The organism is Luedemannella flava, from assembly GCF_039528515.1.
Classification (GTDB): Bacteria; Actinomycetota; Actinomycetes; order Mycobacteriales; family Micromonosporaceae; genus Luedemannella; species Luedemannella flava.
In genome coordinates this window covers 22965-45119 of record NZ_BAAALT010000039.1, presented here as the reverse complement: position 1 = coordinate 45119, position 22155 = coordinate 22965, and the positions used below count along the sequence as shown (strand labels likewise).

The following is a 22155-nucleotide window of genomic DNA, read 5'->3' as shown; positions in this document are numbered from 1 at the left end:
TTCAGAGCGAACCTGTGTTTACCTCGAAGGAAGCTGTGAATCCACGAACTGCGCGGCCAGGTCACCGTCGAGGGGCAGGTCCGGCTCGGCCGGCAGCAGGACGCGGAACCGCGCGCCCGCGCCCGGCGCGGTGCGAAGCTCCACACGGCCGTTGTGGGCCTTCACGATGGCGGCGACGATCGACAGGCCAAGGCCCGCGCCGCCATGCACGCGGGACCGGCTGTGCTCGGTCCGGTAGAGCCGCTCGAACACCCGGGTGGCGTCCTCGGTAGGCATGCCGGGGCCGGTGTCGTGCACCTCGATCACGGCGACGGGCGCGTCGTCGGGCAGCGGGTCGCCGACCGCGGCGGTCGGGGGATCGCCGGCCATCGCGGGCGTGAGCCGGCCCACGCCGACCTCGACGCGCGCGGTGTCCGGGGTGTGCTGCAACGCGTTGCTCACCAGGTTCGTCACGACCTGACGGATGCGCGCCTCGTCGCCGAGAACCGTCACCGGCTCGAGGACGCCCCCGACCCCGTCCAGGTAGACGAACCGGGTCGGCACCCGGACGTGCGCGTCGCGCACCGCGTCGGCGGCCACGCCGAGCAGGTCGACGGGGGCCCGGTCGAGCGGGCGTTCCTCGTCGAGGCGGGCGAGCAGCAGCAGGTCGTTGACGAGCAGGCGCATACGCCCCACCTCGCCCTCGATGCGGCCCATCGCCTCGTCCAGCTCGGGACCGGGGTGCACGCCGCCGCGCCGGTACAGCTCGGCGAAGCCCTGGATCGAGGTGAGGGGCGTGCGCAGTTCGTGCGAGGCGTCGGCGAGGAACTGGCGCAGCTTGCGCTCCGACTCGGTGCGCGCCTCGACCTCCTCCTCGATGCGGCCGAGCATGGTGTTGAGCGCGGTGCCCAACCGGCCCGACTCGGTGTGCGGGTCGGCGTCGTCGACGCGGCGCGACAGGTTCCCTGCCGCGATCTCGGCGGCGGCGTGCTCCATGCGGGTGAGCGGGCGCAGCCCGATCCGCACCACGGCCGCGGCCGCCGCGCCGATGAGCAGCAGCATGAAACCCGTCACGGCCGCGTAGATGAGGATCAGGGTGTCCTGGATCGTCTGGATCTCGTCCAACGACGCCACGCCCACCACGTAGCCGTCGACGTTCTGGAACTCGGCCACGGAGACCCGGTAGTCGCCCACGGTGAACGGCTGACCGCCCGCGTGCTCGACCAGCTCGTCGAAGTCGCCGAGATCGGGCGGGGCGGGCTGGTTGGGATCGCCCGGGATCGACCTGCCCTGGGCATCCCTGGTGAGCCGGTCGCCCTGATCGTCGTAGAAATACACGTTGTACTCGGCACCGAACGCGCCCGAGTACGGCCGCCGGTTCTGTTGCTGCTGCTCCTCCGGCGGCGGGCCGCCACCCCACCCGCCCGGCTTGCCGACCATTTCCGCCAGGCTGTGCACCCGCTCGTTGAGCTGGTGGTCCAGGCGTTCGAGGAGATAGTTGCGCAGCAGGACCACGCCGAAGGCGTTGGCCACGATGAGCGCGACGGCCGCGAGGGTGGCGACCGCGACGACCATGCGGGTACGCAGGGTCCAGGTGCGCCAGGACCGGAACCGGGGCCGTCGGTGTCTCATGGTCAGCCGTCGGTGCGCGGGAGCCGCAGCGCGTACCCCACCCCGCGGACGGTGTGGATCAGCGGCGGCTCGATCTTGTCGATCTTGCGACGCAGGTAGTACACGTACGACTCGACGATCCGGCCGTCGCCGCCGAAGTCGTAGCTCCACACCCGGTCGAGGATCTGCGCCTTGCTGACCACCCGGCCCGCGTTGGTCATCAGGTACCGCAGCAGGTTGAACTCGGTCGGGGACAGGTCGATGAGCTGCCCGCCCCGGCGCACCTCGTGCGCGTCCTCGTCAAGCTCCAGGTCGGCGTAGCGGAGCACGCCCGGGTCGTCCGCGTCGGCCTCCGGCTCGGTGCGGCTGCGCCGCAGGATCGCCCGGATCCGGAGCACGACCTCCTCCAGGCTGAACGGCTTGGTGACGTAGTCGTCGCCGCCGACGGTCAGCCCCGAGATGCGGTCCTCGACCGCGTCGCGCGCGGTCAGGAACAGCACCGGCACGCGGCGGCCCGAGGAGCGCAGCCGGTGCGCCACCTCGAAGCCGTCGAAGTCGGGCAACATCACATCGAGTACGACCAGGTCGGGCTCGAACTCCTCGGCCGCGATCAGCGCCTCGCGGCCCGCGTTCGCGACGCGCACGTCGAAGTCGGTCAGCCGCAGCGTCGCCGAGAGCAACGCGCAGATGTTGGGTTCGTCGTCGACGACCAGGATCTTCGCCACTCGTCCACCTGTCCCGAGCCCGTACGTCGGGCCTGCCTGTACCGCGCCTCGACCTGCCATGACCCCATGTCTAGCCCGGTGACCTCGGAGAATCCTGAAAGCCGGCGGCCGGTCAGCCGGGCAGCACGACCGTCTCGCCGGCCCGCAGGCCGGAGGTGATCTCCGTGTACTGGTCGCCGTGAAGACCCACCTCCACCGTACGGACGGTGGAGCCCCCGCCGGCAGTGACTGTCACCGTCCCGGAGGTGCCGTCGATGCCGGTCACGGCGCCGGACGGCACGTAGAGGACGCCGGTGGCGCTCGCGGTGGTGACGGTGACGTCGGCGCTCTGCCCGATGAGCAGATCGGACGGCACGTCCGTAAAGGTGATCCGGACGCCGTACGTGACCAGGCGGGACGAGACCGTGCCGACCGGGTCCACCTGGGACACCGTGCCCGGCACCGGGTCGCTCGCCCGGCCGGCGAGCGCGACGGTGGCCGCCTGGCCGACCTTGAGCCGCGCCACGGCGGCCTCGGAGAACGAGGCGGTCACGGCGAGGTCGCTCTTTCCGGCCAGCACGATGAACGCGCCGCCCGCGCTGACCTCGCTGCCGACCGCGCCCGAGATCGAGATGATCTTCCCGGCGATCGGCGCCCTGATCGTGGTTCCGGCCAGCGCGCGCTGCGCGTTGGCCAGCGTCAACTCGGCGTTGTTGAGCCGCTCCTGGGCCGCGAAGACCGCGTCGGCCGACGAGCCGCTGCCGCCCCCCTGCCGCGACCCGGACGAGTCCGACGTGCCGGTCCCGCCGCCCGGACTGGGGGCGCCGCTTCCGGACGTACCCCCGGCGGTTGGTGTTGCCGCGGCGGCGGCCGCGGCCTCGGCGGTCGCCAGGGCCTCCTCGGCGGCGTCGACGCTGTCCTGGGCGGAGTCGACGGCGTCCGTCGCGTCCCCGGCGTCGAGGCGCGCGAGCACCGCGCCCTTCGCGACCGTGTCGCCCGCGGCGACCTTGAGGGACCTGACGGTGCCACTGGCGCCGAAGCTGAGCGTGCGCGCGCCGACGGCGTTGACGTTGCCGGCGGCGGACACGGTGAGGGTCACGTCGCCGGTGCTGACGGTCGCGGTGCGCGGGGTCATCGCGGCGGCNGACGGCGGTGACGCCGGCCGCGGCGAGCGCGGCGACGGCCACGCCACCGATGATCAGCCGGGGCCGGGAGCGCATGGTGCTGGACATCATGGGTGGGCAGTGTGCTAGCCCGGCCTCCCTGTTCGCTGGGCCGAACCTCGGAGCGCGCTCAAAGCACAGGTCGGCACCTGAAGAGATTCCAAGCTCGCTACGAGGTTCGCCTGACCGGGCGTCGAGGCGGTCGCGGTGTGCTGTCAGCGGCCCGCGGGCCGCGCGGCGCACGACATGGAGGCAGGGCTTTGAGGTACGGATGGCGGACCGCCGGTTCGGTGCTGGCCGTGATCGGCGTGGCGACGCTGGTCACCGCTTGTGGCGGCGGCGACGGGACAACCACGAGCTCCGGTGACGGTCAGGGCGGTTTCGCTGCCTATCAGTCCTGCCTGGCGCAGCACGGCGTGACACTGCCCTCCCGGGGGCAGGGCCAGCCCCGGCCCTCCGGTGACCGCTCCCCCGGCGGTTCTCCGGAGGGCGGGGGTGCCCCGCCCAGCGGCGCCCCGCGCGGTGGGCCCGGCGGCTTCATGCCCGAGGGCGTCGACCGGGAGACCTGGCGGAAGGCCCGGGAGGCCTGCGCTTCCGTGCTGCCCAGTGACGGTCCGGGCGGCGGGCCGGGCGGCTTCGGCGGGGGCAGCAACTCGGCCCTCGCGGCGTACCGCAACTGCCTGTCCGAGCACGGCGTGACCATGTCGGCAGGACCGGGCCAGCTCAACACCGCGGACCCGAATGTGGCGGAGGCGGAGAAGGCGTGCGCCGCGTTGCGGCCGACCGCTCGCCCGAATGGCGGAAACGGCGGTGGTGGTGACGGCGTGGCGCCGACGCCTGCCGCCAGCTGAGCGCAAGCTGAAAAGCGAATAGGTAATTTCTGTCGCTTATCTCCCGAATCGCGCCGGGGCACTTGATCGTTGTGCCGGGTGCATCAACCTTTTGGGAGAACCTGTGCGTCGATATCTTGCCGTTCTTATCGCCCTGTCCGTCGCGTTCGTCTCCTGGACGACGCCGGGCTACGCCGACATGCAGCAACCCGCTGTCGTCAGCGCCGATCCAGTCGACTGGACACCCAACATCTTCAACGGACAGGTCAACGCGATCGCTGTCGTCGGCGACACCGTGGTCGTGGGCGGTGACTTCTCGCGCATCGCCGAGGCCGGCCAGCGCCGCGCCATCCGCCGGCCGTTCCTGTTCGCCTTCCACGCCACGACCGGCCGGTTCCGCGACTTCCGGCCCGACCTCGACGGTCCGGTCAACGCGCTGGTCCCCGGGCCGAACGACACCGTGATCGTGGGCGGCGCGTTCCGTTGGGTCAACGACCAGCGGCGCCGCGGCATCGTCAAGCTCAACCTCTTCAACGGCGAGATCAGCGACGGCTTTGAGGGCACCATCGACACCGGCGAGGTCCGGGCGATGGAGATCCACGGGAACGACCTCTACGTCGCGGGCAACTTCAGCTCGGCCGGCGGCGGGCGGCAGCCCGTCCTCACCCGGCTGGACGCCCGCACCGGCCTCGCCGACCGCGAGTTCCAGATCAGCATCACGGCACCGAACCACCCGCGCGTGAAGCTGGAGGACATCTCGCTCAGCCCCGACGGCCGCAAGCTGGTCATCATCGGCGAGATCACCCGGGTCAACGGCGAGCCGCGCTCCCAGCTGGCCGTCCTCAATGTCGGCAGCCGCCGGCCCACGGTCGACCCCTGGTACACGATGGCCTACGACAGCCTGTGCCACCGGGCGTTCGACACATACGTGCGCGCCGTCGACTTCTCGCCCAACGGCGCGTACTTCGTGGTCGTCACCACGGGCGCGATCTCCGGCCCGCGGCGCATGTGCGACACCGCCGCCCGGTTCGACCCGCAGGGCAGCGGCGAGCACGGGCCCACCTGGGTCAACCACACGGGCGGCGACACGCTCTCGGCCGTGTCGGTCACCGGTGCCGCCGTGTACGTCGGCGGACACCAGCGCTGGATGAGCAACCCGTACGGGCGCAACTTCGCGGCCCGGGGCGCCATCCCGCGGCTCGGCATCGCCGCGCTCGACCCGCGCGACGGCTCGGTGTTCGACTGGAACCCCACCCGCACCCGCGGCAAGGGCGTCGAGGCCATGGTCGCCACGTCGTACGGGCTGTTCGTCGGCTCGGACACCGACCGCCTCGGCTACGAGTACCACGGCAAGCTGGGCATGTTCCCGCTGCACCGCTAGCGCGTCAACCGGTCAAAGCGGTACGGAGGTGCCGCACCTGTGGTAGTCCATGTGTGGACGCACGGGTGCGGCACCTCCGCCGTTCCCGGACAGCGACGAGGAGGCGGCATGGCAGTGGGCGCGGGCGTACCGGGCTGGGTCGACCTCGGCTCGCCCGACCTGGACGCGACGAAGCGGTTCTACGGCGCACTGTTCGGCTGGGAGCCGCAGACGTCACCCGATCCGCAGTTCGGCGGATACACGATCTTCACGAAGGACGGCCGGTCGGTGGCCGGCGCCGGGTCGCTCATGACGCCCGACCAGCCCGTCGCCTGGACCACGTACATCATCGTGAGCAGCGCGGACGAGACGTCCGACAAGATCAGCGCCGCTGGCGGGCAGGTCATCGCCCCGCCGTTCGACATCGCCGAGCAGGGCCGGATGGCCATCGCCCTCGACGCCGCGGGCGCCGCGTTCGGCATCTGGCAGCCCGGCGAGATGAAGGGCGCCGAGCTGTTCAACGCGCCGGGGGCGCTGAGCTGGGAGGAGCTCTACACCCGCGACGTGGACTCGGCCAAGGCGTTCTACAGCTCCGTGTTCGGCTGGGCCACGGAGGACACGCTCGACGACGCCGGCACCATCACGTACACGCAGTGGATCACCGGCGGTCGCCCGGTCGGCGGCATGATGGCCATGGGCGACCTGTTCCCCGCCGACGTGCCACCGTACTGGGGCGTCTACTTCGGCGTGACGAACTGCGACGAGGCGGCCGCGCTGGTCACCAGGCTCGGCGGCACGGTGGTGCGCCCGCCGGTCGACATCCCCGAGGGCCGCTTCGCCAACGCCGTCGACCCGCACGGCGCGACGTTCAGCGTCTTCGAGCCGGCCGCGGCGGCCTAGCCGCACCCGGCCCTAACGCCGGGCCGTCAGCGGCACGAGGACCAACGCCGCGACACCGACCGCGCCCGCGCCGACGGCCCACCACCAGAAGAACCCGCTGAACGCCGACGCGATCACCAACCCGATGCCCAGCCCGGCGAGCAGGCCCAGCCCGAACAGCGCGCGGGGCGGCAGCGCCAACCGCGGCAGCCGCCACACGACGAGCACCTCCAGCCACGTCACCGCGACGGCGAGCAGCCCGGCGCCGATCCCGTCGAGGACCGACAACCCGTGACCGTCACTGACGGGGACGAGCACGGGCCCCTCGAACCGCGCCGGAACGGCGAGCAGGGCGAGTCCTACCAGGGTGAACGCACCGGCGACGAGCACCTGGCGCAGCGGGGCGGCCATGCACCCATGCAACCATCGAGACCGGAGGATGCGCCGGTCGGATGGCCGACGGAACCCTCAGCCAGGAAGGGCCGCGACCAGCTCGCGGCAGAAGGCCGGCAGGTCGTCGGGCTTGCGGCTGGTCACGAGCGTCGAGGCCGCGCCGGACCGGTGCACGCCGCCGGGCGTCGCGCGGTCGACCACGACCTCCTCGTCGACCCAGCTCGCTCCCGCGTTGCGGAAGTCGGTCTGCATGCTGGGCCACGAGGTGAGCTTGCGGCCGCCGGTAACGCCCGCCTCGATGAGCACCCAGCCGCCGTGGCAGATGGCGGCCACCGGCCGTCCCTCGTCGAAGAACTCCCGCACGAAGCGGACCGCCTCGGGCTCCGCGCGCAGCGCGTCGCCGTTGGCCACGCCGCCGGGCAGGACCAGCGCGTCGTGGTCGGCCGCGTGCGCGTCGCCGACCACGACATCGACCGGGTACCGGCCGGCGTAGTCCAGGTGCCGGAACGCCTGCACCTCGCCGGCGGCCGGCGCGACCAGGACCGGCGTGTGGCCGGACTCGGCCACGGCCCGCCACGGCGTGGTCAGCTCGACCTCCTCGATGCCCTCGCCCGCGACGAGGAACGCGACCGTGCCCATGACCTACCTCCGTCCGGCGCGAAGTCGCAGCGTGATCACAACGAGATCAACGATCGTCACGGCGGCGAGCGCCACCAGCACGATCCCGAATCCGGTGAACCCCTCGCCGAGGCACCAGATGGCGCCCAGCACGCACAGCACCAGGCCGAAGAGCGCCAGCACAAGACGCAGGTGCAGCGCGCTGTAGGGATGACCCACCGTCCCCCGGGCACCCCGGGGCTGCGGTCCGATCGGCATGCGCCTCACCTCCCGTACTCCGGGAGGTCCATTACCCCGGACGGCCGGGAGCCATGCGCGGAGCCTCACCACCGCGGGCCAGCAGGGCAGCGAGGGGCAGGGTGGCCGCGCCCAGCGCGACGGCGTCAGGTCCGAGGTGGCTCAGCTCGATGGAAACCTGGTGGTACGGCCGGTCGAGCGCCTGCCGGCGGGCGCCGAACCGGATCCGGGGCAGCCGCGCGGCGCCCATGGCCAGGCCGGCCCAGCCGCCCAGCACGACCCGCTCGGGGTTGAGGATGTTGACCAGGTTGCCGATGGCCGCGCCCAGCTCGTCCGCGACGGCGTCCAGCAGCCGAGCCTCGGGGCCCTCCGGCGCCGCGTCCGCGGCGGCGATGAGCCGGGCGAGCCCGGCGACCTCGTCGTCGTCGGCCGGCTCGCCGGTGGCCTCGGCCAGCCGGGCCAGCACGCCCTCGGCCCCCACGTACGCCTCGACGCAGCCGGTCGCGCCGCAGCGGCAGCCGCGCCCGCCGTACACCAGGGTGGTGTGGCCCCACTCGCCGGCGCTGCCGCTCATGCCCCGGTACGGCGAGCCCTCGGTGACGACCGTGGCGCCGACGCCGGAGCCGACGAGCGCGATGACCGCGTGCCGGACGCCCTTCGCGGCGCCGAACCACATCTCGGCCTGCGCCTGGGTGCGCGCACCGTTGCCGAGCAGCACGGGCGGCGTGACGCCGGCCTCGCTGAGCAGCTCGGCGAGGGCGACGGAGTGCCAGCCGATGGTCGGGGCGTGGACGAGGGCCGTGCCGGCCTCCTCGACGATGCCGGGCACGCCGATCCCGATGCCGATCACCAGGGCGGGATCGACGGGGCCGAGCCCGTCACTCTCGGTCTCCTCGACCGGCGGGCCGGCGAGGATGTCGGCGATGGCGCTGGCGACCTCCTTGACCACGGCCTTCGGCTCGGGGCGCACGGAGTCGAGCGGGCGCTCGATGGCGCGCAGCCGGGTGAGCGCCGCGTCGAACAGCTCGACCGTCACGCCCGTCTCGCCGACGTCGACGCCGATCAGGTACCCGTACTCCGGGTTGAGGCGCAGCAGGACGCGCGGCCGGCCGCCGGCCGATTCGACCTGGCCGGCCTCGGCCACGAGCCCGTCGGCGAGCAGATCGGCGGTGACGGTGCTGACCGTGGCGGTGGACAGGCCGGTGACCTGGCTCAGCTCGAGCCGGCTCAGCGGGCCGTCCTTGAACAGCGTGGTCAGCAGCACCGACCGGTTGCGCCGGCGGATGTCGCGGGTGGTGGTGTGCGTCGAGTCCATCGCGGCCTGAGCGTACCCGTTACGGACCGTTGCCGGCCTCCTCCGATGCGGTCGTCATGCCGTGACCGAGCCACCGCGACACGGTTTAGTCGACACTCGAAATAAGCCGTCGACCGGCCGAGGAGTGACATGTCGGGTGCCCACGGCCTCGGGCCGGCCTTCCGCTCGGGAGCGGCCAACGTCCGCATACCAGATCGAGGGGGCGGTCGCCGCCGACGGTCGGGCGCCGCCGCGCGCCGCGCGGACGGCCACACGAACCGCTGGTGGCTCGACCCGCTGCACGGCCGCGGCTACCCGGCCGATCGGCCTGAACTACTACTTCCGCCAGGTCGTGACCGCTGACCCGGCCGGGTCAGCCCCGCGCGCCGCGCAGGTCTCCTCGCCCGACTGGACGCTGACCGACATGGGCTGGGAGGTGTACGCCGACGGCCTGGAGCAGCTGCCCCTGCGCCTGACCGAGAAGTCGGCGCGCGCCGCGTCTACGTCACCGAGAACGGCTCCGCCTGGCCCGACACCGTCACCCCCGACGGCACGATCGAGGACAAGGACCGCATGGCCCACCTCGAGGAGCACCTGGCGGCCGTGACCCGGGCGGTCGCGGCCGGCGCCCCCGTCGCCGGCTACCTCGCCTGGTCGCTGCTGGACAACTTCGAGTCGGCGTACGGCTACGCGAAGCGCTTCGGCCTGGTCCACGTCGACTACGCCACCCAGCGCCGCACCATCAAGGCGAGCGGCCACCGCTACGCCGACCTCATCCGCGCCCACCGCGCCGCCCACCCCACCGCGACAAGTTCACCCTAGTCACTCATCGTGACGGTCCCGCCCGCGCGCCCACACCACCCCCTCCCCCCTTTGCTCTGCTTACCAATAGGAATCAGGCACGCTGAGTAATCTGTACAAAACGCCGCGCCACGCGAATGCGCAGGTCACTGCGGTGCTTCCTAAAGGTAAGCAGAGCAAAGGACGTGGGGTGGCCACTGCGACCCGGACACATTCACTACGCTCAGCAATTCCCGCCCGCCATCACTCTCCGCACACAGCTCGTTCGGCCGATCGAGAGAAGGGGCCGCTGGTCGACTGACCGGCGGCCCCGCCCCTTCCCGACGCAAGGTCAGGCGTTGGCCCGCCACGAGGCGATCGCGTCGCGCAGCCAGAGGGCGCTGCGCTTGGGGTACGGACCTGGGTGTCGTAGTCGACGCGGACGATGCCGAACCGCTTGTCGTACCCGTACGCCCCCTCGAAGTTGTCCATCAGCGACCAGGCCCCGTGCGGTCGAGATCCTCGCGGTGCAGGCGCACGAGCAGGTCGCGCAGGCCCTCGGGGCGGATCTCCCAGTCGTAACCGGTTTCGTGGACGAGTAACGCGGCTGGTCAGTAACGGGACGGTAACGACTGACGCTAAGTTTGAGACTTCATATAAGGGTCATGGAGACTCCCAGGTAACGCCGCCGTCACGGTCCGCGCCCGCGACATGTCAGCGTGCGCCGGTAGCTTGAGGGCCATGGAGTTGAGCCGGGCCGACGCCCTCGCGATGCGCATGATGAGCCTGCTGCTCGCCGACCGGCCCGCCGGCGACCCGACGCCCGCGCCCGACGACGTCGCCGGCGTGGTCACCTGGTTCGGCGCCATGCAGGCACAGGACGCGGCGAGCGCCGCGTGGTCGTTCGGCGCCCGGCTGCCCAAGCTCACCACCGCCGACCTGGACGCGGCGTTCGAGCGGCGCGAGGCGATCCGCACCTGGCCGATGCGCGGCACCGTGCACTACGTGCCGCCCCGCGACGCGCACTGGATGCTCGACCTCATGGGCGTCCGCGCGCTCGCCGGCGCCGCCAAGCGCCGCGAGTTCCTGGGGCTGAGCGACGAGGTCGCCAACCGCTCGGTCGAGGTGCTCGGCGCCGCGCTCACCGGCGGCAGGCGGCTGACCCGCGCCCAGTGCATCGAGGCGCTCATCGAGGCGGGCGTCGAGGTCACCGGCCAGCTCGGCTACCACCTGCTGTGGTACGCGAGCCAGCAGGGCGTGACGTGCTTCGCCCCGAACATCGGCAAGGAGCAGGCGTTCATGCTGCTCGACGAGTGGGTCCCCGACCCCGTGCGGCCCGACCGCGACGAGGCCCTCGCGCTCATCGCGACGCGCTACTTCCGCAGCCACGGCCCGACGACCCGGCAGGACCTCGTCGGCTGGACGGGCCTGACGGCCACGGACTGCAAGCGCGCCATCGCGGTCGCCGGTGCCGCACTCGCCCCGGTGCGGGTCGAAGGCATCGAGATGTACGCGGACAGCGCGCTCGTAGAGTGCTACTCCGCTGGCCCGCTGAAGGGCACCCGGGCCCTGCCCGGTTTCGACGAGTACATGCTGGGGTTCAAGGACCGGTCGATGATGCTCGACGACGAGCACAAGCAGGCGATCATCCCCGGCGGCAACGGAGTCTTCCAGCCCACCCTCGTGCGGTCCGGCCGCGTCGTCGGCACCTGGCGCCGCGCGGTCAAGCGCGCCCACGTGGACATTTCGGTCGCCCCGTTCGCCGCCCCCACCGCCGCCGACCGGGCCGCCGCGGAGGCGGCGTTCGCGCCGTACTCCCGGTTTATCGGCATGCCGGCGGAGGTGAGCTGGACCTAGGCTGGCCGCATGCCCTCACTGCTGTCCGTGAACGTGTCCGTGCCCCGCCCCGACCCCGGCGGCGACGTGGGCACCACCGGCATCGACCGGCGACCCGTCGACCACCCCGTGCACGTACGCGCGCCCGGCCCCAAGCTCGGCGGCCTGGGCAGCGGCCTCGTCGGCGACGAGATCTTCTCGCGCAGGCACCACGGCGGCGACGACCAGGCCGTCTACGCGTACGCCCGGGAGGACCTCGACTGGTGGGAGGCCGAGCTGGGCCACCCCCTGCCCAGCGGCGTGTTCGGCGAGAACGCCACGACGCGGGGGCTCGACGTCACCGGCGCGCTGATCGGCGAGCGATGGGCCATCGGCGACGAGGTGCTGCTGGAGATCGCCGACGTGCGCATCCCGTGCAGCACGTTCGCCCGCTGGATCGAGGAGGAGCACTGGGTCAAGCGGTTCACGGTGGCCGCCCGGCCAGGCGCCTACCTGCGCGTCATCACGCCCGGCGAGATCCGCGGCGGCGACCCGGTCACGGTCGTCTCGCGGCCCGACCACGACGTGACGGTCGGCGTGGTCTTCCGTGCCCTGACCCGCGAGCCCGAGCTGCTCCCCCGCCTCCTCGACGTGCCGCAACTGGCGCAGTCGACCCGCGACCACGCCGCCCGCCGCGTCCACGCCACGTAGCGACCCGCCCGGCGGTCAGCCCCGGGCGGCGTCGTAGCGCCAGACGGCCAGGCCCATGCCGCCGACCGCCAGCGCCACCAGGTAGTACACGATCTCCGAGCCGAACGACCCCGCCGACAGGCCGTAGATCACGAAGGCGCCGTGGGCGGCGAGGAACAGGTACCAGGCCTCGACCCACCGGTGCGCGAAGCAGACGAACGCCACCACCAGCGACGCGATGCCGGCCGGCAGGAACACGTTGCCCAGGTCCAGCAGCGGGGCGGCGAGCACGGTCAGGGCCACGACCGCCCCGCCCGGCCACGCCCAGTGGGCGATCGGCAGCCGCGTCACGGACGGACGGGCGCCCTTCCACCGCACCGCACCGTACAGGCACGCGCCGGCGAGCAGGGCGGAGACGGCGAACAGCACGAACCCCACAGCCCCCGAGGCGAGGACGAGGTCGCCGGGTCGGGTGGCGGTCACCGCCGTCCCCTTGTTGATCGGGACCTCGCGCGGGCTGATCGTGTTGCCGATCGCGAGCACCGGCCAGACGAGCACACTGACCGCCGTGGCCAGCCACGTCCCCCGCCGGCGGAACACCATCAGCCACGTGCCGAGGCCGCCGAGGGTGACCACGACGAGTGACAGGACGCTGGTAACGACGAGGCCGTAGCGCACGTTCGACGCGGTCAACGTCGTCCGGATGCCGGGCGCCGCGAGCAGCGCGACCAACACCGACAAGGGCACACCCACGGGTACGAGCGCCTTGCGCCACCACGGCTCCACCCGGTGCACGGTGCCCCGGGTCGGCGGGCCGGTCGGGTGGGCGCCACGCTGGGCGGGGACGTGCATCCCGCCGCGCTGGCCGGCGTCGGCCCGGGTGAGGACGCCGCCAGGGCCGGGTGCGGGACCCTGCGGGCGGGCCGGGACCACGGACGCCCGCGCCCGCACCGGCGGGCCGGCCTGCGCAGGTCCGGGTGGCGTGGGCCCGGGTGGCGTGGGCCCGGGTGGCGTGGGCCCGGGTGGCGTGGGCGGTGTCGGTCCGGGCGGCGTCGCGGCAGCGGGTTCCGCGGGCGCTGCGTTGTTCCTGTCGGCTGCGTTGTTCCGGTCCGCTCCGTTGTTCCGGTCCGCTCCGTTGTTGTTCGCGGCTCCGTCGTTCTTCGCGGCTCCGTCGTTCTTCGCGGCTGCGTTGTTTCCGGCGGCGATCCCGTTTGTGGCGGGCTCGTCGTTCGGGGTGGGCGGGACGGCCTTGTCCGCGGTGTTGACCAGGTCGTCGTCCCAGCTCCGAATGGTGGCGATGATGTCCGGCGGGTCGTACAGCGCCGTCTCCAGGGCGGCGATGAACTCCGCGCACGTGTCGAACCGCTCGGCCGGCGACTTCGCCAGGGCCCGCGCCAGCACGGTGTCCACCTCGCCCGGCAGGTCCGACCGGCGCACGCTGGCGCGCGGCGGCGGGTCCCCCGTGACGGCCCGCATGAGCGCCACCGGGCTCGACTCCGGGTAGGGCACCGATCCGACCAGCCAGTGATACGCGGTGCAGGCCAGCGAGTACTGATCCGATCGCGGCGTGCCCGACTTCCCGTCGAGCCGCTCCGGCGGCATGTACGCGTACGTGCCCATGATCTGACTCGTCATCGAAGGGTCACCGGTCGTCACGAGCTTCGCGATCCCGAAATCGACCAGGTACGCGTGCGGCTCGTCGGTGTCGGCGCGGGCCACCAGAATGTTGGCCGGCTTCACGTCCCGGTGCACCAGGTTCGCCCGGTGCGCCACGTCGAGCGCGTCCGCGACCTGCTTAAGTACGCGCATCATCCGGTCCAGGTCCGCGATGAGGTTCTCCCGGATGACGGCCGAGAGGCTCGGTCCGTCCACGTACTCCATGGCGACGTAGAACGAGCCGTCCTCGATCTCGCCCGCGTCGTGGACCGTCACCAGGTTCGGGTGACGCAGCCGAGCGGCGCTCGCGGCCTCCCGCTCGAACCGCAGCCGCGAGGACGGGTCGCCCCGGTAGTGCGGCAGCAGCTTGACGGCGTCCAGCCGGTGCAGCCGCACGTGCCGGCAGAGGTAAACCGCGCCCTGGCCACCGGCACCAAGGAAACGGACAACCTCATAGTTGCCGAGACGGTAGCCGGACGACAGCATTCGGCCACAATGACACACACGTGCCGGCCGGTGCAGACCCGGGCGGACAGTTGTCCCGCGCCCGACGACGGACGCCGCCACCGGGCAGGTAGGCTGGGGCCTCGCGCCCCCGTAGCTCAGGGGATAGAGCAGTGGTTTCCTAAACCATGTGTCGCAGGTTCGATTCCTGCCGGGGGCACCAGAATCATCCCTTTCAAACCTCGGCCGCCAAGATCGGCGCCGGGGTTTGTTGTGTTGCCGGAGCTTGAGCCGCTGTCGGCCAGATCCCCGGGTCGGACAAGGTCAGCTGCGTCATCCTCGCCAGCTGCGCTCTCACGCATCTGTGCCATGAAGGCAGGACTGGTCAGGGTTGCCCATGGCTCTCGCCACTCGGCTTCCGTGACTGCCACCGCCTCATCATCCGGCGTGATCAGCAGCTTCTCGAACAGGAACTGGTTGACCAGGCGGCGTACTCGCTCATCGCCACGGCGGTAGACGTCGTCGCACCGCGCCAGCAGGTCAAGCGCCGCGTCAAGCGTGGCATCGATGTGCTCGTACGTGACCTCGGCCGCCTCCATGACGCGGGCGGCCTGCCGTAGCTCGGTATTGATGCGGTCCTGCTCCTCACGTGCCAAGTCGTCTGGGACCGCTCCCGTGACGACGCCGCGTGCCAGCCGGCGGCGTTCGTCTTCCAACGCCGCGACGCGGTGCTTCGCCCAGGAGATTTCGGGCAGTGCCCGGCTGCGCAGCCGGGTGATCTCGGCTTCCAGGCCGAGCCGGACCACCTCCTGCTCGTCTTCGGTCAGCCGGACCGTGGCGTAGTACCGCTCCACGGCGGCCTCGACCTCGGCTGCAGACAGGAAGGGCAGCGCGCAGTTGGTGCGCCGTTGGTGCCGGCCCAAACAGAAGAAGTAGCCGTATAGGCCCTTGGCCTGCATGAAGCACATCCGGGCGCCGCACCCGCCGCAGAAGACGGTGGACCGCAGGTAGTGGCGATGGGTGCGCTGCTTCTCTCCGTTGGTGTGGCTGCGAAGCACATCCTGCACCCGCTCGAACAGCTCCTCGCTGATCAGGGGCTCGTGACGGCCGGGGTACTCCATGCCTTTGAAGATCACGCGGCCGAGGTAGTAGCGGTTGTTCAGCATGTTCGCGACGCGGGAGAGCTGCATAGGGCCGGCGAGCTTGCGGCCGTGGGGTAACGCCTTGAGGCCCTTGGCCGCCAGCTCGTCAGTGAGGGTTCGCATCGTCCACTCGCCGGTGGCGTAGGCCTCGAAGGCCCAGCGCACGAGCGGGGCGCGGTCCGGATCGACAACGACGGTTGCGGTCTCCCGCCCGTCGAGGCGCTGGCGGGTGTTGAGGTATCCGATCGGTGCGCGTCCGGGAGTGCCGCCGACTTTGGCCTTCTGGGTCATGCCCTTGAGGGCTTCGGTGGCCAGGTTCTTGCTGTAGAACTCAGCGATGCCCGCCATGATCGCGTGCAGCAGCTGGCCGGCCGGAGTGTCGTCGATGTTTTCCTTCACGCTGACGAGCTGCGTACCGGCCATCTTGAGCTCGAACATGAGGTTGGCGTCGTCCCGACGGTTGCGGGCAAAGCGATCGACCTTGTCGAGGATGACGTAGTCGATGCCGCCCCGCTCCTTGACGAACGTCAGCATCCGCTGGAACTCGCGCCGGTCGGCAGTCTTGGCCGACTCGCCCCGGTCGATGAACACCTCCACGACGTCCGCGCCGAGCGCCTCCGCCTTGCGGCGGCAGGCGTCCTCCTGCGCGGGTAGCGAGTAGCCATCCGGGTCGTCACCACGGTCGGCCTGCTTGGCGGTCGAGACGCGCAGGTAGATGACAGCGAGCTTCGCGAGCTGCGGTTCTGTGGATGTAGCTGATGTTCCTGTAGACATGATCGTTCGCTCCTCTCTTACGCTTCGGTCTCGTTCGTGGCCACTCGCTCCAGCAGCCCGATCTGCATGAGGCGTACGCGCATGGCAAGGAGCGACACGTCGAACCGAGCAGCCAACTCCCGGACATCACGCACACCTGCGTGCCATGCGGCTTCGAGCCACGCCCGGGGCATGAGCAGGCACCCGGCGAAGTACTCGCAGACCAGCTCCTGGCGCTCGTGGCGGCCGAGGGTGCAGTACGACGGGTACAGCACGCTGATGAACGGGTTGTCCAAGATGTGCTTGAACTCGTGGGCGAGTGTCATGCGCTGTCGGCCGCGTACGTCTTTGCGGTTAACTAAAATGAGCCAGCGACCGCTGACCCATTGAGCTGCGCCTGAGATGGTTCCCAGGCTGACGTATTCGACTTGCATCCGCTCTATCTGTGTAATGACCGACACCGGAACGGGCGGCTCGGCGATACCGGAAAATTTGAGCAGGGCGAGCGCCTGAAGTTCTGCAGTGCGCAGGCTCTCGACGAGGGTCAGGGGACGAATTGTTACATGGTCACGAAGTATGGTCATGATTCCGGCCATCCGGTTCTCCTTTCTGGTTGCTGTATCTGTGCGCTATGAAGTCGAAGTAGGCTGCCATTTGCGTAATGGCTTCCTCGGGCAGCTGGTACTTCGCGCGTAAGTAGGGAGCAAGACCAGGCAGGCCGTGAGCATCGCCGTAGCCGGCGGTGAGGTACAGGTCAGCGACCTCGACATCAAGGGCTCGGGCCAGCTGCCATAGCAGTCTTGGATCTGGACGTGTGTAGACGCCACGCTCCACTCGTGACAACCAAGTGGCGTCCACTCCAGCCCTTGCCGCCTGCTGCCGCACACTTAGTCCGTGACTTTGTCGCAGCTGTTTGACGTGGGCTCCGAGATTCGCAGCTTCCCGAGCATTCTGTTCATTCATCTCACCTCCATTTTCGTTGGTTTTCGTTTTATAATCAATTCTATTTCTATCGTCGATTACCGTCCACGGTATTCCCACGATTTTGGTAATGAATATCGGCCGTGGATCTAGCATTTTCGCCAGGCGAAGCGCCTCTTAGGGACTTGCCGGAGGAGCGGCCTCTTAAAATGACCGCTCCTCCAGCAATTGGTGTCACGCCTTGCGGTCACCGCGCCGGCGGCCCGTGTCCTCTACGGGTTCGGCCGCCGCAGGCTCGGGTGCGTTGCCGCCGAACAGCGTCTGGACGGCCGAACGCCGGGCCTGGGCCTCCCGCTCGATCTCCGCCAGCGCCACGCTTGCGCGCTCGGCGAAGCTCGGCTCCTGGCGCTTGCGGTCGATGAACGTCCGGATCGCTTCCAAGATGGCATCAGTCAATGTCATCCCGTCGATCTGTGCCACGAGCGATAGCTGGGCATGGAGATCGTCGACGAGACGCACGCCAAGCGTCTTCGTGCCGGATCTGGTCGCCTCGGTCATGGTGCTCACTCCTCGGTGCGGGTGCGGCCGGTCATCTCGTGGCGAGATGACGACAACGGCCGCACGACACCGGCGAGCGGTCACGACCCGGTTCCTCAAGGCCCTTGCGAGTCAGCGCGACCGATCCGGTCCTCAGCCAGGCGCACGTAGTCGGGGTTGAGTTCGATGCCGAGGTAGTCGCGGCCGTGGCGGCGAGCGACGATCGCCACGGTCCCGCTACCCGCGAAGGGGTCGAGTACGACGCCGGGCGCGGTTGGCGCACCGCATCCGCACGGCACCAGCGGCCCGAGGCCGGGTCGCTCGCCGTCCGAGTAATCACGGGTGCGGGTCGTCCGCCTGCGCCACGGCTCACCGCAGGCAGTGCAGACCGCTTCCGGGCAGGTGGCCAGCAACGGTCGGCGGACAAGTGCCTCAGGGAAGGTGGCGAAGTGGCCGCCGCGAAAAGCGCTCGGCGCGATGACCCAGGCGTCAGTTGGGTTCTTCCCGAGGATGTGGCCGGGCATGTCCACGCTGCGCGGACGGCGCAGGCCTTCTTGCGACCCGGCCAACGGCCCGGCCCAGCCGGGTGGCCTCGCGCTTCCCGGCCGCGCCCGTTTGCTTCGTGTGCTGCGGTGCGGCTCACGGACCGCGTCTAGGTCGAAGAAGTACCTACTACGGCTCCGGACCAGGAGGTACACAACCTCATAGGCGCACGTCAGTCGGTCCGTGACCGAGCTGGGCTGCGGGTTTGGCTTGATCCACACCACCTTGTTGCGGACAAGCCATCCGTCGGCGGCGAGTGCAAGCAGCACCCGCTCCGGGCCGAGCAACAGGCCTTTGGCCGGCACGCCGTACCGGTCGTGACGGGAGTACGAGTCACCAAGATTGAGCCAGGCGGCTCCGGTGGGCTTGATGACGCGGGCAAGCTCCGCAAACACGCGGCGCAAGTTGGCTACCCACCCGTCGATAGTCGGCTCAAGTCCCAGCTGACCATCGCGTCCGTAGTCGCGTAGGGCGTAGTAAGGAGGAGAGGTGATTACACAGTCGATGGAGCCGGGCGGCAGCTCGGCCAACTGCTCCAAGGCGTCGCCTTGCAGGATGGTGTTGCGCGGCAGCAGTGTCATGATCCGGCTCCTTGCGTGAGCCGGGTGATCGCCTCCTCGAACAGCACGACCGTGTGCAGCCGCCAGCTTTCAGCGGGCTGACGACCGAGGACCTCGACCAGGGCGGCACGACGACGTTCGTCCGGAACGAGCCACAGCGTGCGCGGGTGAACGCCGGTGTTGGCCTCTTCCGCGCCGCTCTGCCAGTACTGGCGGTACCGGTCCGCCTTCCGCGCGATGGCTGTCGTTGACTCTGTGCCAAGGTCCACCTCGATAAGCCAGTGGTCCTCGAACTCGCCGAACCAGAGCTTCCCGGCGGCGTCCGGCTTGAGCACCACGCGTGCCCCGCCCGGGCCCACGTAGCTGCGCCAGCACGCCGGCTCCGTGGTGAAGTCGCCCAGCGTCAGCTCGCCGAGGTGCTCGGCGCGCTTGATGCCGACGTACAGCTCTGTGACCGCGAGGCTGTGGGCGAGGAACGCCAGGCCGACGGGCCAGGGTCGCTGCGGGCGGCGCTCGTCGGGATGGAGGAGCTTCTGACCGGCGATGCCGAGTGCGTACACGTAGCCGGCCGAGCCCGACCGCACTCCTCCTATTACCCGCGGCAGCCGCGTGATGAGGTCCTGCCCTGTGAGGGTGGTCAGCCGGCCGCGGAACTGGCGACGGGTCACGGCCACGCAGTGGAGCTGTTCGAGCTGGACGGCGGTAGCTACGCGCACACGGGCAAGCGTGCGAAGGATCTCGCGGTCCTGATCGGTCAGGCGGTTTGCGAGCACCTGGAGTCGACGGACCGTGACGTACCCCCGCCTCACGAATTGGACTCCGGATGAGTAATAGGAGTCGTCTGCGAAATCGCGGCGGAGACCAAGCCTGACCTCGTGAAACGTGCCGCCGTTCGCCACGCGACCGGAAGAGCGACAAACCAAGGGCGCAGGCTCATCGCTTCACCTCCCGCCGCCCCAGCGAACCGGTCGGGCCGGGGCCATCGTGACGAGCCCGGATGGCAGCTTCGACTACGTCCCGGTCTTCGCCGTAGCGCTCGCGCGAGAGCCGGCGGGCCTTCTTGCCAAAGCCGGTTGGCTCGGGCGGCAGTACGGTCACGCCCGTGGCCGGTGGCGCGATGCGGGCGCCAGCCGACAGTTTGGCAACGACCTCGTATGCGCCGAGGCCTTGCAGATCGCTGGCCTCCAGGTGCGGCGCCGTCTCCTGCGACAGCTTCCGTGCGTCGTCCCGGCTCACCTGGAAGATGACCCGCGAGCGGGCGTTGGCAAGCACGGCCTTCTGCAGGCTGTCCGGCAGCTGGCCGAGGTGCTGGTGGGCGAGAGTGAGGGAGAGCCCGAGGCCACGAGCCTGCGCCAACATGTCCTCGACGCTCGTAGCCGTGTTCAGGTAGTCCTGGAACTCGTCAATGAAGCCGAACGTCACCGGTCGCTCGCTTGCTGGAATGGCGGTGCGGCGCATGACCGCCTGCCATACCCGGGCCACGACCAGGGAGCCCATAAGCGCCGCCGCCGACTCGCCGAGCAGCCCTTTGGCCAGCGGCACGAGCAGGATCTTGCGCTCGGCCAGCGCCCGGTCGAGATCCAGGATCGGCTCAGACTGGCCAACCACGTTGCGGAGCCGCCTACGCATGAGGACGGCGCGAAGTTTGTTCGATAAAGGGGCAATTATGTTGGTGCGCTCGGAGTCGGAGAGCCCTTCGTACCAGCTCCAGAACTGCTCGAGGACCGGGTCGTCAAGGCGGCCGACGAGTCCTCGCCTGAAGCCGGAGTTGGTCAAGAGCAGTGGGATCTCCGTCAACGTCATCCCCGGCACACCCGCCAAAGTGGCCAGAGCGGCTCTGAGCAGGTCATCTGTGCGGGCGCCCCAACCAGCACGGAAGATCGTAGCGAAGATGCTGGCAATCTGGTCCACCACCAGCTCCCGATCTACCTCGGCGCAGGCAAGGAGGTTCAGGCCCACCGGCCGCTCGTCCATGGGGTCGAGGACGATGACGTCGTCCAGCCGCTCCTCCGGCACCCGCTCCAGCACGTCGGCAACAAGATCACCTTTGGGTTCAATTACCACAACCCCATTTCCCGCCTTCATATCAGCCGTGATGAGCCCGGTGAGTAATGTGGATTTCCCTGAACCTGTTGGTCCGATGACGTGCAGGTGACGCAAGCTATCCGGCACCGAGATGGCCAGCGGGCGTTCACTGCCAGGGAAATTGGAGCGGGCCACGACCCGGCCGACTGACGGAACGTCGCTTGTCGGCGGCACTAGCCGGCAACCGCCGAGGTTAAGGCCGGGAAGTGTTACCTCGCCCATGGGCCAGCAGGAGACGGCCGCCAGTTCTTCCGCGTTGAGGACGCAGGGATACATCACGAGCGGCCTTCGGCGATCGGTCAGCCAACGGGCGACATGCCGGCTCGGGACCGCACGACGCCGGAGGCCCGCATTCGGCGCATTCGCCGCGTGGTATGCGGAAACGACGCGACCGACGAGCGCGCGGGCTCGCCCGGGGCTTGCCGCCACCGCCCCGATGCGCCCTGTGGCGACGAACAGCGGGCGGGCCTGCTTGCGCTGCAGTTCCTTGGTCAGTTCCGGGCTACGGCTGTAACCCCAGAGCCCGTCCCAAATCTGTTCGACGAACGACGAACCGGCCTGGCGCTCGGACGCGGCTGGGACCGACCTCATGGGTGACACCGGCCCGGCGGTCCATTGGATGACCATCCGCTCACTGGGACTGAGCGGCTGGACGCTTGCCAATACGGCGGCCGTCACCCGTTCCGGCTGGTCGACGTTCAGGACCCGCCGCTGATCCGACAGGCGAAGCTCAGTCGCGGCCGTCATGCGACCCGGTACGTGCCTCTCGTCCAGGACGACACTGACGTTGGGTAGCGCGGCCCGCAGGCTGGCCAGCACTACCGGCGCATCGGCCCGTGCCATGGCCAGGTGATGCGCGATGCCGCTTGTGCTCGCCGTCGTCTCAAATACCACCGCCCGCACCGCCACCGGCCGCCGCCACGATGCGGCGGAAAGACCGGACAGTCCGGCGACGAACGCGGCCACGTCCGCCGGACTCGCGCCGCGCGAGAAGCGCAAGGCGTAGGTGACCAGCTGCCCGCGCCACCTGCGTTCAGCCTGACGGCGCATCGCCAGTACGCCTGCGATGAGGCCGAGGCCGGCAAGGTAGATCCCGGTCCACTCAAGCACGCTCATCTACCTCCGGCCCGGACGCACTCGGCCTGGCCTGCGACCGCTCTC

Annotated in this window: 21 protein-coding genes, 1 tRNA gene and 1 pseudogene; 7 read left to right on the top strand and 16 right to left on the bottom strand. The window is 70.3% G+C overall.

What is annotated here, in order from left to right:
- Positions 1-18: 18 nt before the first annotated feature.
- From ABD211_RS08310 to ABD211_RS08300, 3 genes are read right to left on the bottom strand one after another with little or no spacing between them, the layout of a single operon-like run.
- Complete coding sequence (locus tag ABD211_RS08310; protein WP_344127987.1) at positions 19-1611, bottom strand: sensor histidine kinase; 1593 nt, start codon at positions 1609-1611, stop codon at positions 19-21.
- 2 nt (positions 1612-1613) lie between these two features.
- Entirely contained in the window at positions 1614-2375 is a 762-nt protein-coding gene (locus ABD211_RS08305; protein ID WP_344127985.1) for a response regulator transcription factor, read from the bottom strand.
- 52 nt (positions 2376-2427) lie between these two features.
- Complete coding sequence (locus tag ABD211_RS08300; protein ID WP_344127983.1) at positions 2428-3429, bottom strand: efflux RND transporter periplasmic adaptor subunit; 1002 nt, start codon at positions 3427-3429, stop codon at positions 2428-2430.
- Positions 3430-3717: 288 nt separating this feature from the next.
- Here ABD211_RS08300 and ABD211_RS08295 point away from each other — a divergent pair, with 288 nt between their 5' ends.
- The 3 genes from ABD211_RS08295 to ABD211_RS08285 all read left to right on the top strand — a co-directional run bounded on the left by ABD211_RS08295 (position 3718) and on the right by ABD211_RS08285 (position 6547).
- Entirely contained in the window at positions 3718-4308 is a 591-nt protein-coding gene (locus tag ABD211_RS08295) for a hypothetical protein (RefSeq protein WP_344127981.1), read from the top strand.
- Positions 4309-4411: 103 nt separating this feature from the next.
- Positions 4412-5668: a PKD domain containing protein gene (locus ABD211_RS08290; RefSeq protein WP_344127978.1), complete on the top strand. Its 1257-nt coding sequence runs from the start codon at positions 4412-4414 to the stop codon at positions 5666-5668.
- Positions 5669-5776: 108 nt separating this feature from the next.
- On the top strand, positions 5777-6547 hold the full coding sequence (locus ABD211_RS08285; protein ID WP_344127975.1) for a VOC family protein: 771 nt from the start codon (positions 5777-5779) through the stop codon (positions 6545-6547).
- 12 nt (positions 6548-6559) lie between these two features.
- Here ABD211_RS08285 and ABD211_RS08280 read toward each other — a convergent pair whose 3' ends face one another.
- The 4 genes from ABD211_RS08280 to ABD211_RS08265 are packed head-to-tail and all read right to left on the bottom strand — an operon-like array spanning position 6560 to position 9089.
- The gene (locus ABD211_RS08280; protein ID WP_344127972.1) at positions 6560-6937 is read right to left on the bottom strand and encodes a hypothetical protein; all 378 of its coding nucleotides are present in this window, start codon (positions 6935-6937) and stop codon (positions 6560-6562) included.
- 57 nt (positions 6938-6994) lie between these two features.
- Positions 6995-7558, bottom strand: a complete 564-nt coding sequence (locus ABD211_RS08275) for a type 1 glutamine amidotransferase domain-containing protein (RefSeq protein ID WP_344127969.1) — start codon at positions 7556-7558, stop codon at positions 6995-6997.
- A gap of 3 nt (positions 7559-7561) precedes the next feature.
- On the bottom strand, positions 7562-7795 hold the full coding sequence (locus tag ABD211_RS08270) for a DUF6343 family protein (protein WP_344127966.1): 234 nt from the start codon (positions 7793-7795) through the stop codon (positions 7562-7564).
- A 31-nt stretch (positions 7796-7826) separates the two neighbouring features.
- On the bottom strand, positions 7827-9089 hold the full coding sequence (locus ABD211_RS08265) for an ROK family transcriptional regulator (protein WP_344127963.1): 1263 nt from the start codon (positions 9087-9089) through the stop codon (positions 7827-7829).
- A gap of 387 nt (positions 9090-9476) precedes the next feature.
- On the opposite strand from ABD211_RS08265, the gene ABD211_RS08260 reads away from it, so the two are divergent.
- Positions 9477-9890, top strand: coding sequence for a family 1 glycosylhydrolase (locus ABD211_RS08260; RefSeq protein ID WP_344128125.1), 414 nt, complete (start codon positions 9477-9479; stop codon positions 9888-9890).
- A 222-nt stretch (positions 9891-10112) separates the two neighbouring features.
- On the opposite strand, the gene ABD211_RS08255 is transcribed toward ABD211_RS08260, so the two are convergent.
- The gene (locus ABD211_RS08255) at positions 10113-10340 is read right to left on the bottom strand and encodes a family 1 glycosylhydrolase (RefSeq protein ID WP_425560377.1); all 228 of its coding nucleotides are present in this window, start codon (positions 10338-10340) and stop codon (positions 10113-10115) included.
- A gap of 249 nt (positions 10341-10589) precedes the next feature.
- Between ABD211_RS08255 and ABD211_RS08250 the strand changes: the two genes are divergently transcribed.
- Both ABD211_RS08250 and ABD211_RS08245 read left to right on the top strand, forming a co-directional pair.
- Entirely contained in the window at positions 10590-11705 is a 1116-nt protein-coding gene (locus ABD211_RS08250) for a winged helix DNA-binding domain-containing protein (protein ID WP_344127961.1), read from the top strand.
- Between the two features lie 9 nt (positions 11706-11714).
- A complete protein-coding gene (locus ABD211_RS08245) occupies positions 11715-12374 on the top strand; it encodes an MOSC domain-containing protein (protein WP_344127959.1) in 660 nt (219 codons plus the stop codon).
- Positions 12375-12389: 15 nt separating this feature from the next.
- Here ABD211_RS08245 and ABD211_RS08240 read toward each other — a convergent pair whose 3' ends face one another.
- The gene (locus ABD211_RS08240) at positions 12390-14495 is read right to left on the bottom strand and encodes a protein kinase domain-containing protein (protein ID WP_344127956.1); all 2106 of its coding nucleotides are present in this window, start codon (positions 14493-14495) and stop codon (positions 12390-12392) included.
- A gap of 105 nt (positions 14496-14600) precedes the next feature.
- Here ABD211_RS08240 and ABD211_RS08235 point away from each other — a divergent pair.
- Positions 14601-14676, top strand: a tRNA-Arg gene (locus ABD211_RS08235).
- Positions 14677-15307: 631 nt separating this feature from the next.
- On the opposite strand, the pseudogene ABD211_RS33860 reads toward ABD211_RS08235, so the two are convergent.
- The 7 genes and pseudogenes from ABD211_RS33860 to ABD211_RS08205 all read right to left on the bottom strand — a co-directional run.
- Positions 15308-16369: pseudogene (locus ABD211_RS33860) on the bottom strand (recombinase family protein); the annotation flags it as partial.
- A gap of 17 nt (positions 16370-16386) precedes the next feature.
- Positions 16387-16944, bottom strand: coding sequence for an ImmA/IrrE family metallo-endopeptidase (locus ABD211_RS08225; protein ID WP_344127952.1), 558 nt, complete (start codon positions 16942-16944; stop codon positions 16387-16389).
- Complete coding sequence (locus ABD211_RS33855) at positions 16916-17311, bottom strand: helix-turn-helix domain-containing protein (protein ID WP_425560376.1); 396 nt, start codon at positions 17309-17311, stop codon at positions 16916-16918. The genes ABD211_RS08225 and ABD211_RS33855 overlap by 29 nt, the downstream gene beginning before the upstream one ends.
- Before the next feature lie 192 nt (positions 17312-17503).
- Entirely contained in the window at positions 17504-17827 is a 324-nt protein-coding gene (locus ABD211_RS08220) for a hypothetical protein (RefSeq protein ID WP_344127950.1), read from the bottom strand.
- A gap of 95 nt (positions 17828-17922) precedes the next feature.
- Positions 17923-18930, bottom strand: a complete 1008-nt coding sequence (locus ABD211_RS08215) for a DNA-methyltransferase (protein ID WP_344127948.1) — start codon at positions 18928-18930, stop codon at positions 17923-17925.
- On the bottom strand, positions 18927-19682 hold the full coding sequence (locus tag ABD211_RS08210) for a replication-relaxation family protein (protein ID WP_344127946.1): 756 nt from the start codon (positions 19680-19682) through the stop codon (positions 18927-18929). Before ABD211_RS08210 ends, ABD211_RS08215 begins: the two co-directional genes overlap by 4 nt.
- Positions 19683-19842: 160 nt before the next feature.
- Complete coding sequence (locus tag ABD211_RS08205) at positions 19843-22110, bottom strand: type IV secretory system conjugative DNA transfer family protein (protein WP_344127944.1); 2268 nt, start codon at positions 22108-22110, stop codon at positions 19843-19845.
- Positions 22111-22155: the final 45 nt, after the last annotated feature.

Excerpts from the sequence above, each read along its gene's own strand:
- ABD211_RS08310 (WP_344127987.1), bottom strand. The coding sequence starts at position 1,611 with ATGAGACACCGACGGCCCCGGTTCCGGTCCTGGCGCACCTGGACCCTG.
- ABD211_RS08305 (WP_344127985.1), bottom strand. The coding sequence starts at position 2,375 with ATGGCAGGTCGAGGCGCGGTACAGGCAGGCCCGACGTACGGGCTCGGG.
- ABD211_RS08300 (WP_344127983.1), bottom strand. The coding sequence starts at position 3,429 with ATGACCCCGCGCACCGCGACCGTCAGCACCGGCGACGTGACCCTCACC.
- ABD211_RS08285 (WP_344127975.1), top strand. The coding sequence starts at position 5,777 with ATGGCAGTGGGCGCGGGCGTACCGGGCTGGGTCGACCTCGGCTCGCCC.
- ABD211_RS08280 (WP_344127972.1), bottom strand. The coding sequence starts at position 6,937 with ATGGCCGCCCCGCTGCGCCAGGTGCTCGTCGCCGGTGCGTTCACCCTG.
- ABD211_RS08275 (WP_344127969.1), bottom strand. The coding sequence starts at position 7,558 with ATGGGCACGGTCGCGTTCCTCGTCGCGGGCGAGGGCATCGAGGAGGTC.
- ABD211_RS08270 (WP_344127966.1), bottom strand. The coding sequence starts at position 7,795 with ATGCCGATCGGACCGCAGCCCCGGGGTGCCCGGGGGACGGTGGGTCAT.
- ABD211_RS08265 (WP_344127963.1), bottom strand. The coding sequence starts at position 9,089 with ATGGACTCGACGCACACCACCACCCGCGACATCCGCCGGCGCAACCGG.
- ABD211_RS08255 (WP_425560377.1), bottom strand. The coding sequence starts at position 10,340 with ATGGACAACTTCGAGGGGGCGTACGGGTACGACAAGCGGTTCGGCATC.
- ABD211_RS08250 (WP_344127961.1), top strand. The coding sequence starts at position 10,590 with ATGGAGTTGAGCCGGGCCGACGCCCTCGCGATGCGCATGATGAGCCTG.
- ABD211_RS08245 (WP_344127959.1), top strand. The coding sequence starts at position 11,715 with ATGCCCTCACTGCTGTCCGTGAACGTGTCCGTGCCCCGCCCCGACCCC.
- ABD211_RS08240 (WP_344127956.1), bottom strand. The coding sequence starts at position 14,495 with ATGCTGTCGTCCGGCTACCGTCTCGGCAACTATGAGGTTGTCCGTTTC.
- ABD211_RS08225 (WP_344127952.1), bottom strand. The coding sequence starts at position 16,944 with ATGGCCGGAATCATGACCATACTTCGTGACCATGTAACAATTCGTCCC.
- ABD211_RS33855 (WP_425560376.1), bottom strand. The coding sequence starts at position 17,311 with ATGAATGAACAGAATGCTCGGGAAGCTGCGAATCTCGGAGCCCACGTC.
- ABD211_RS08220 (WP_344127950.1), bottom strand. The coding sequence starts at position 17,827 with ATGACCGAGGCGACCAGATCCGGCACGAAGACGCTTGGCGTGCGTCTC.
- ABD211_RS08215 (WP_344127948.1), bottom strand. The coding sequence starts at position 18,930 with ATGACACTGCTGCCGCGCAACACCATCCTGCAAGGCGACGCCTTGGAG.
- ABD211_RS08205 (WP_344127944.1), bottom strand. The coding sequence starts at position 22,110 with ATGAGCGTGCTTGAGTGGACCGGGATCTACCTTGCCGGCCTCGGCCTC.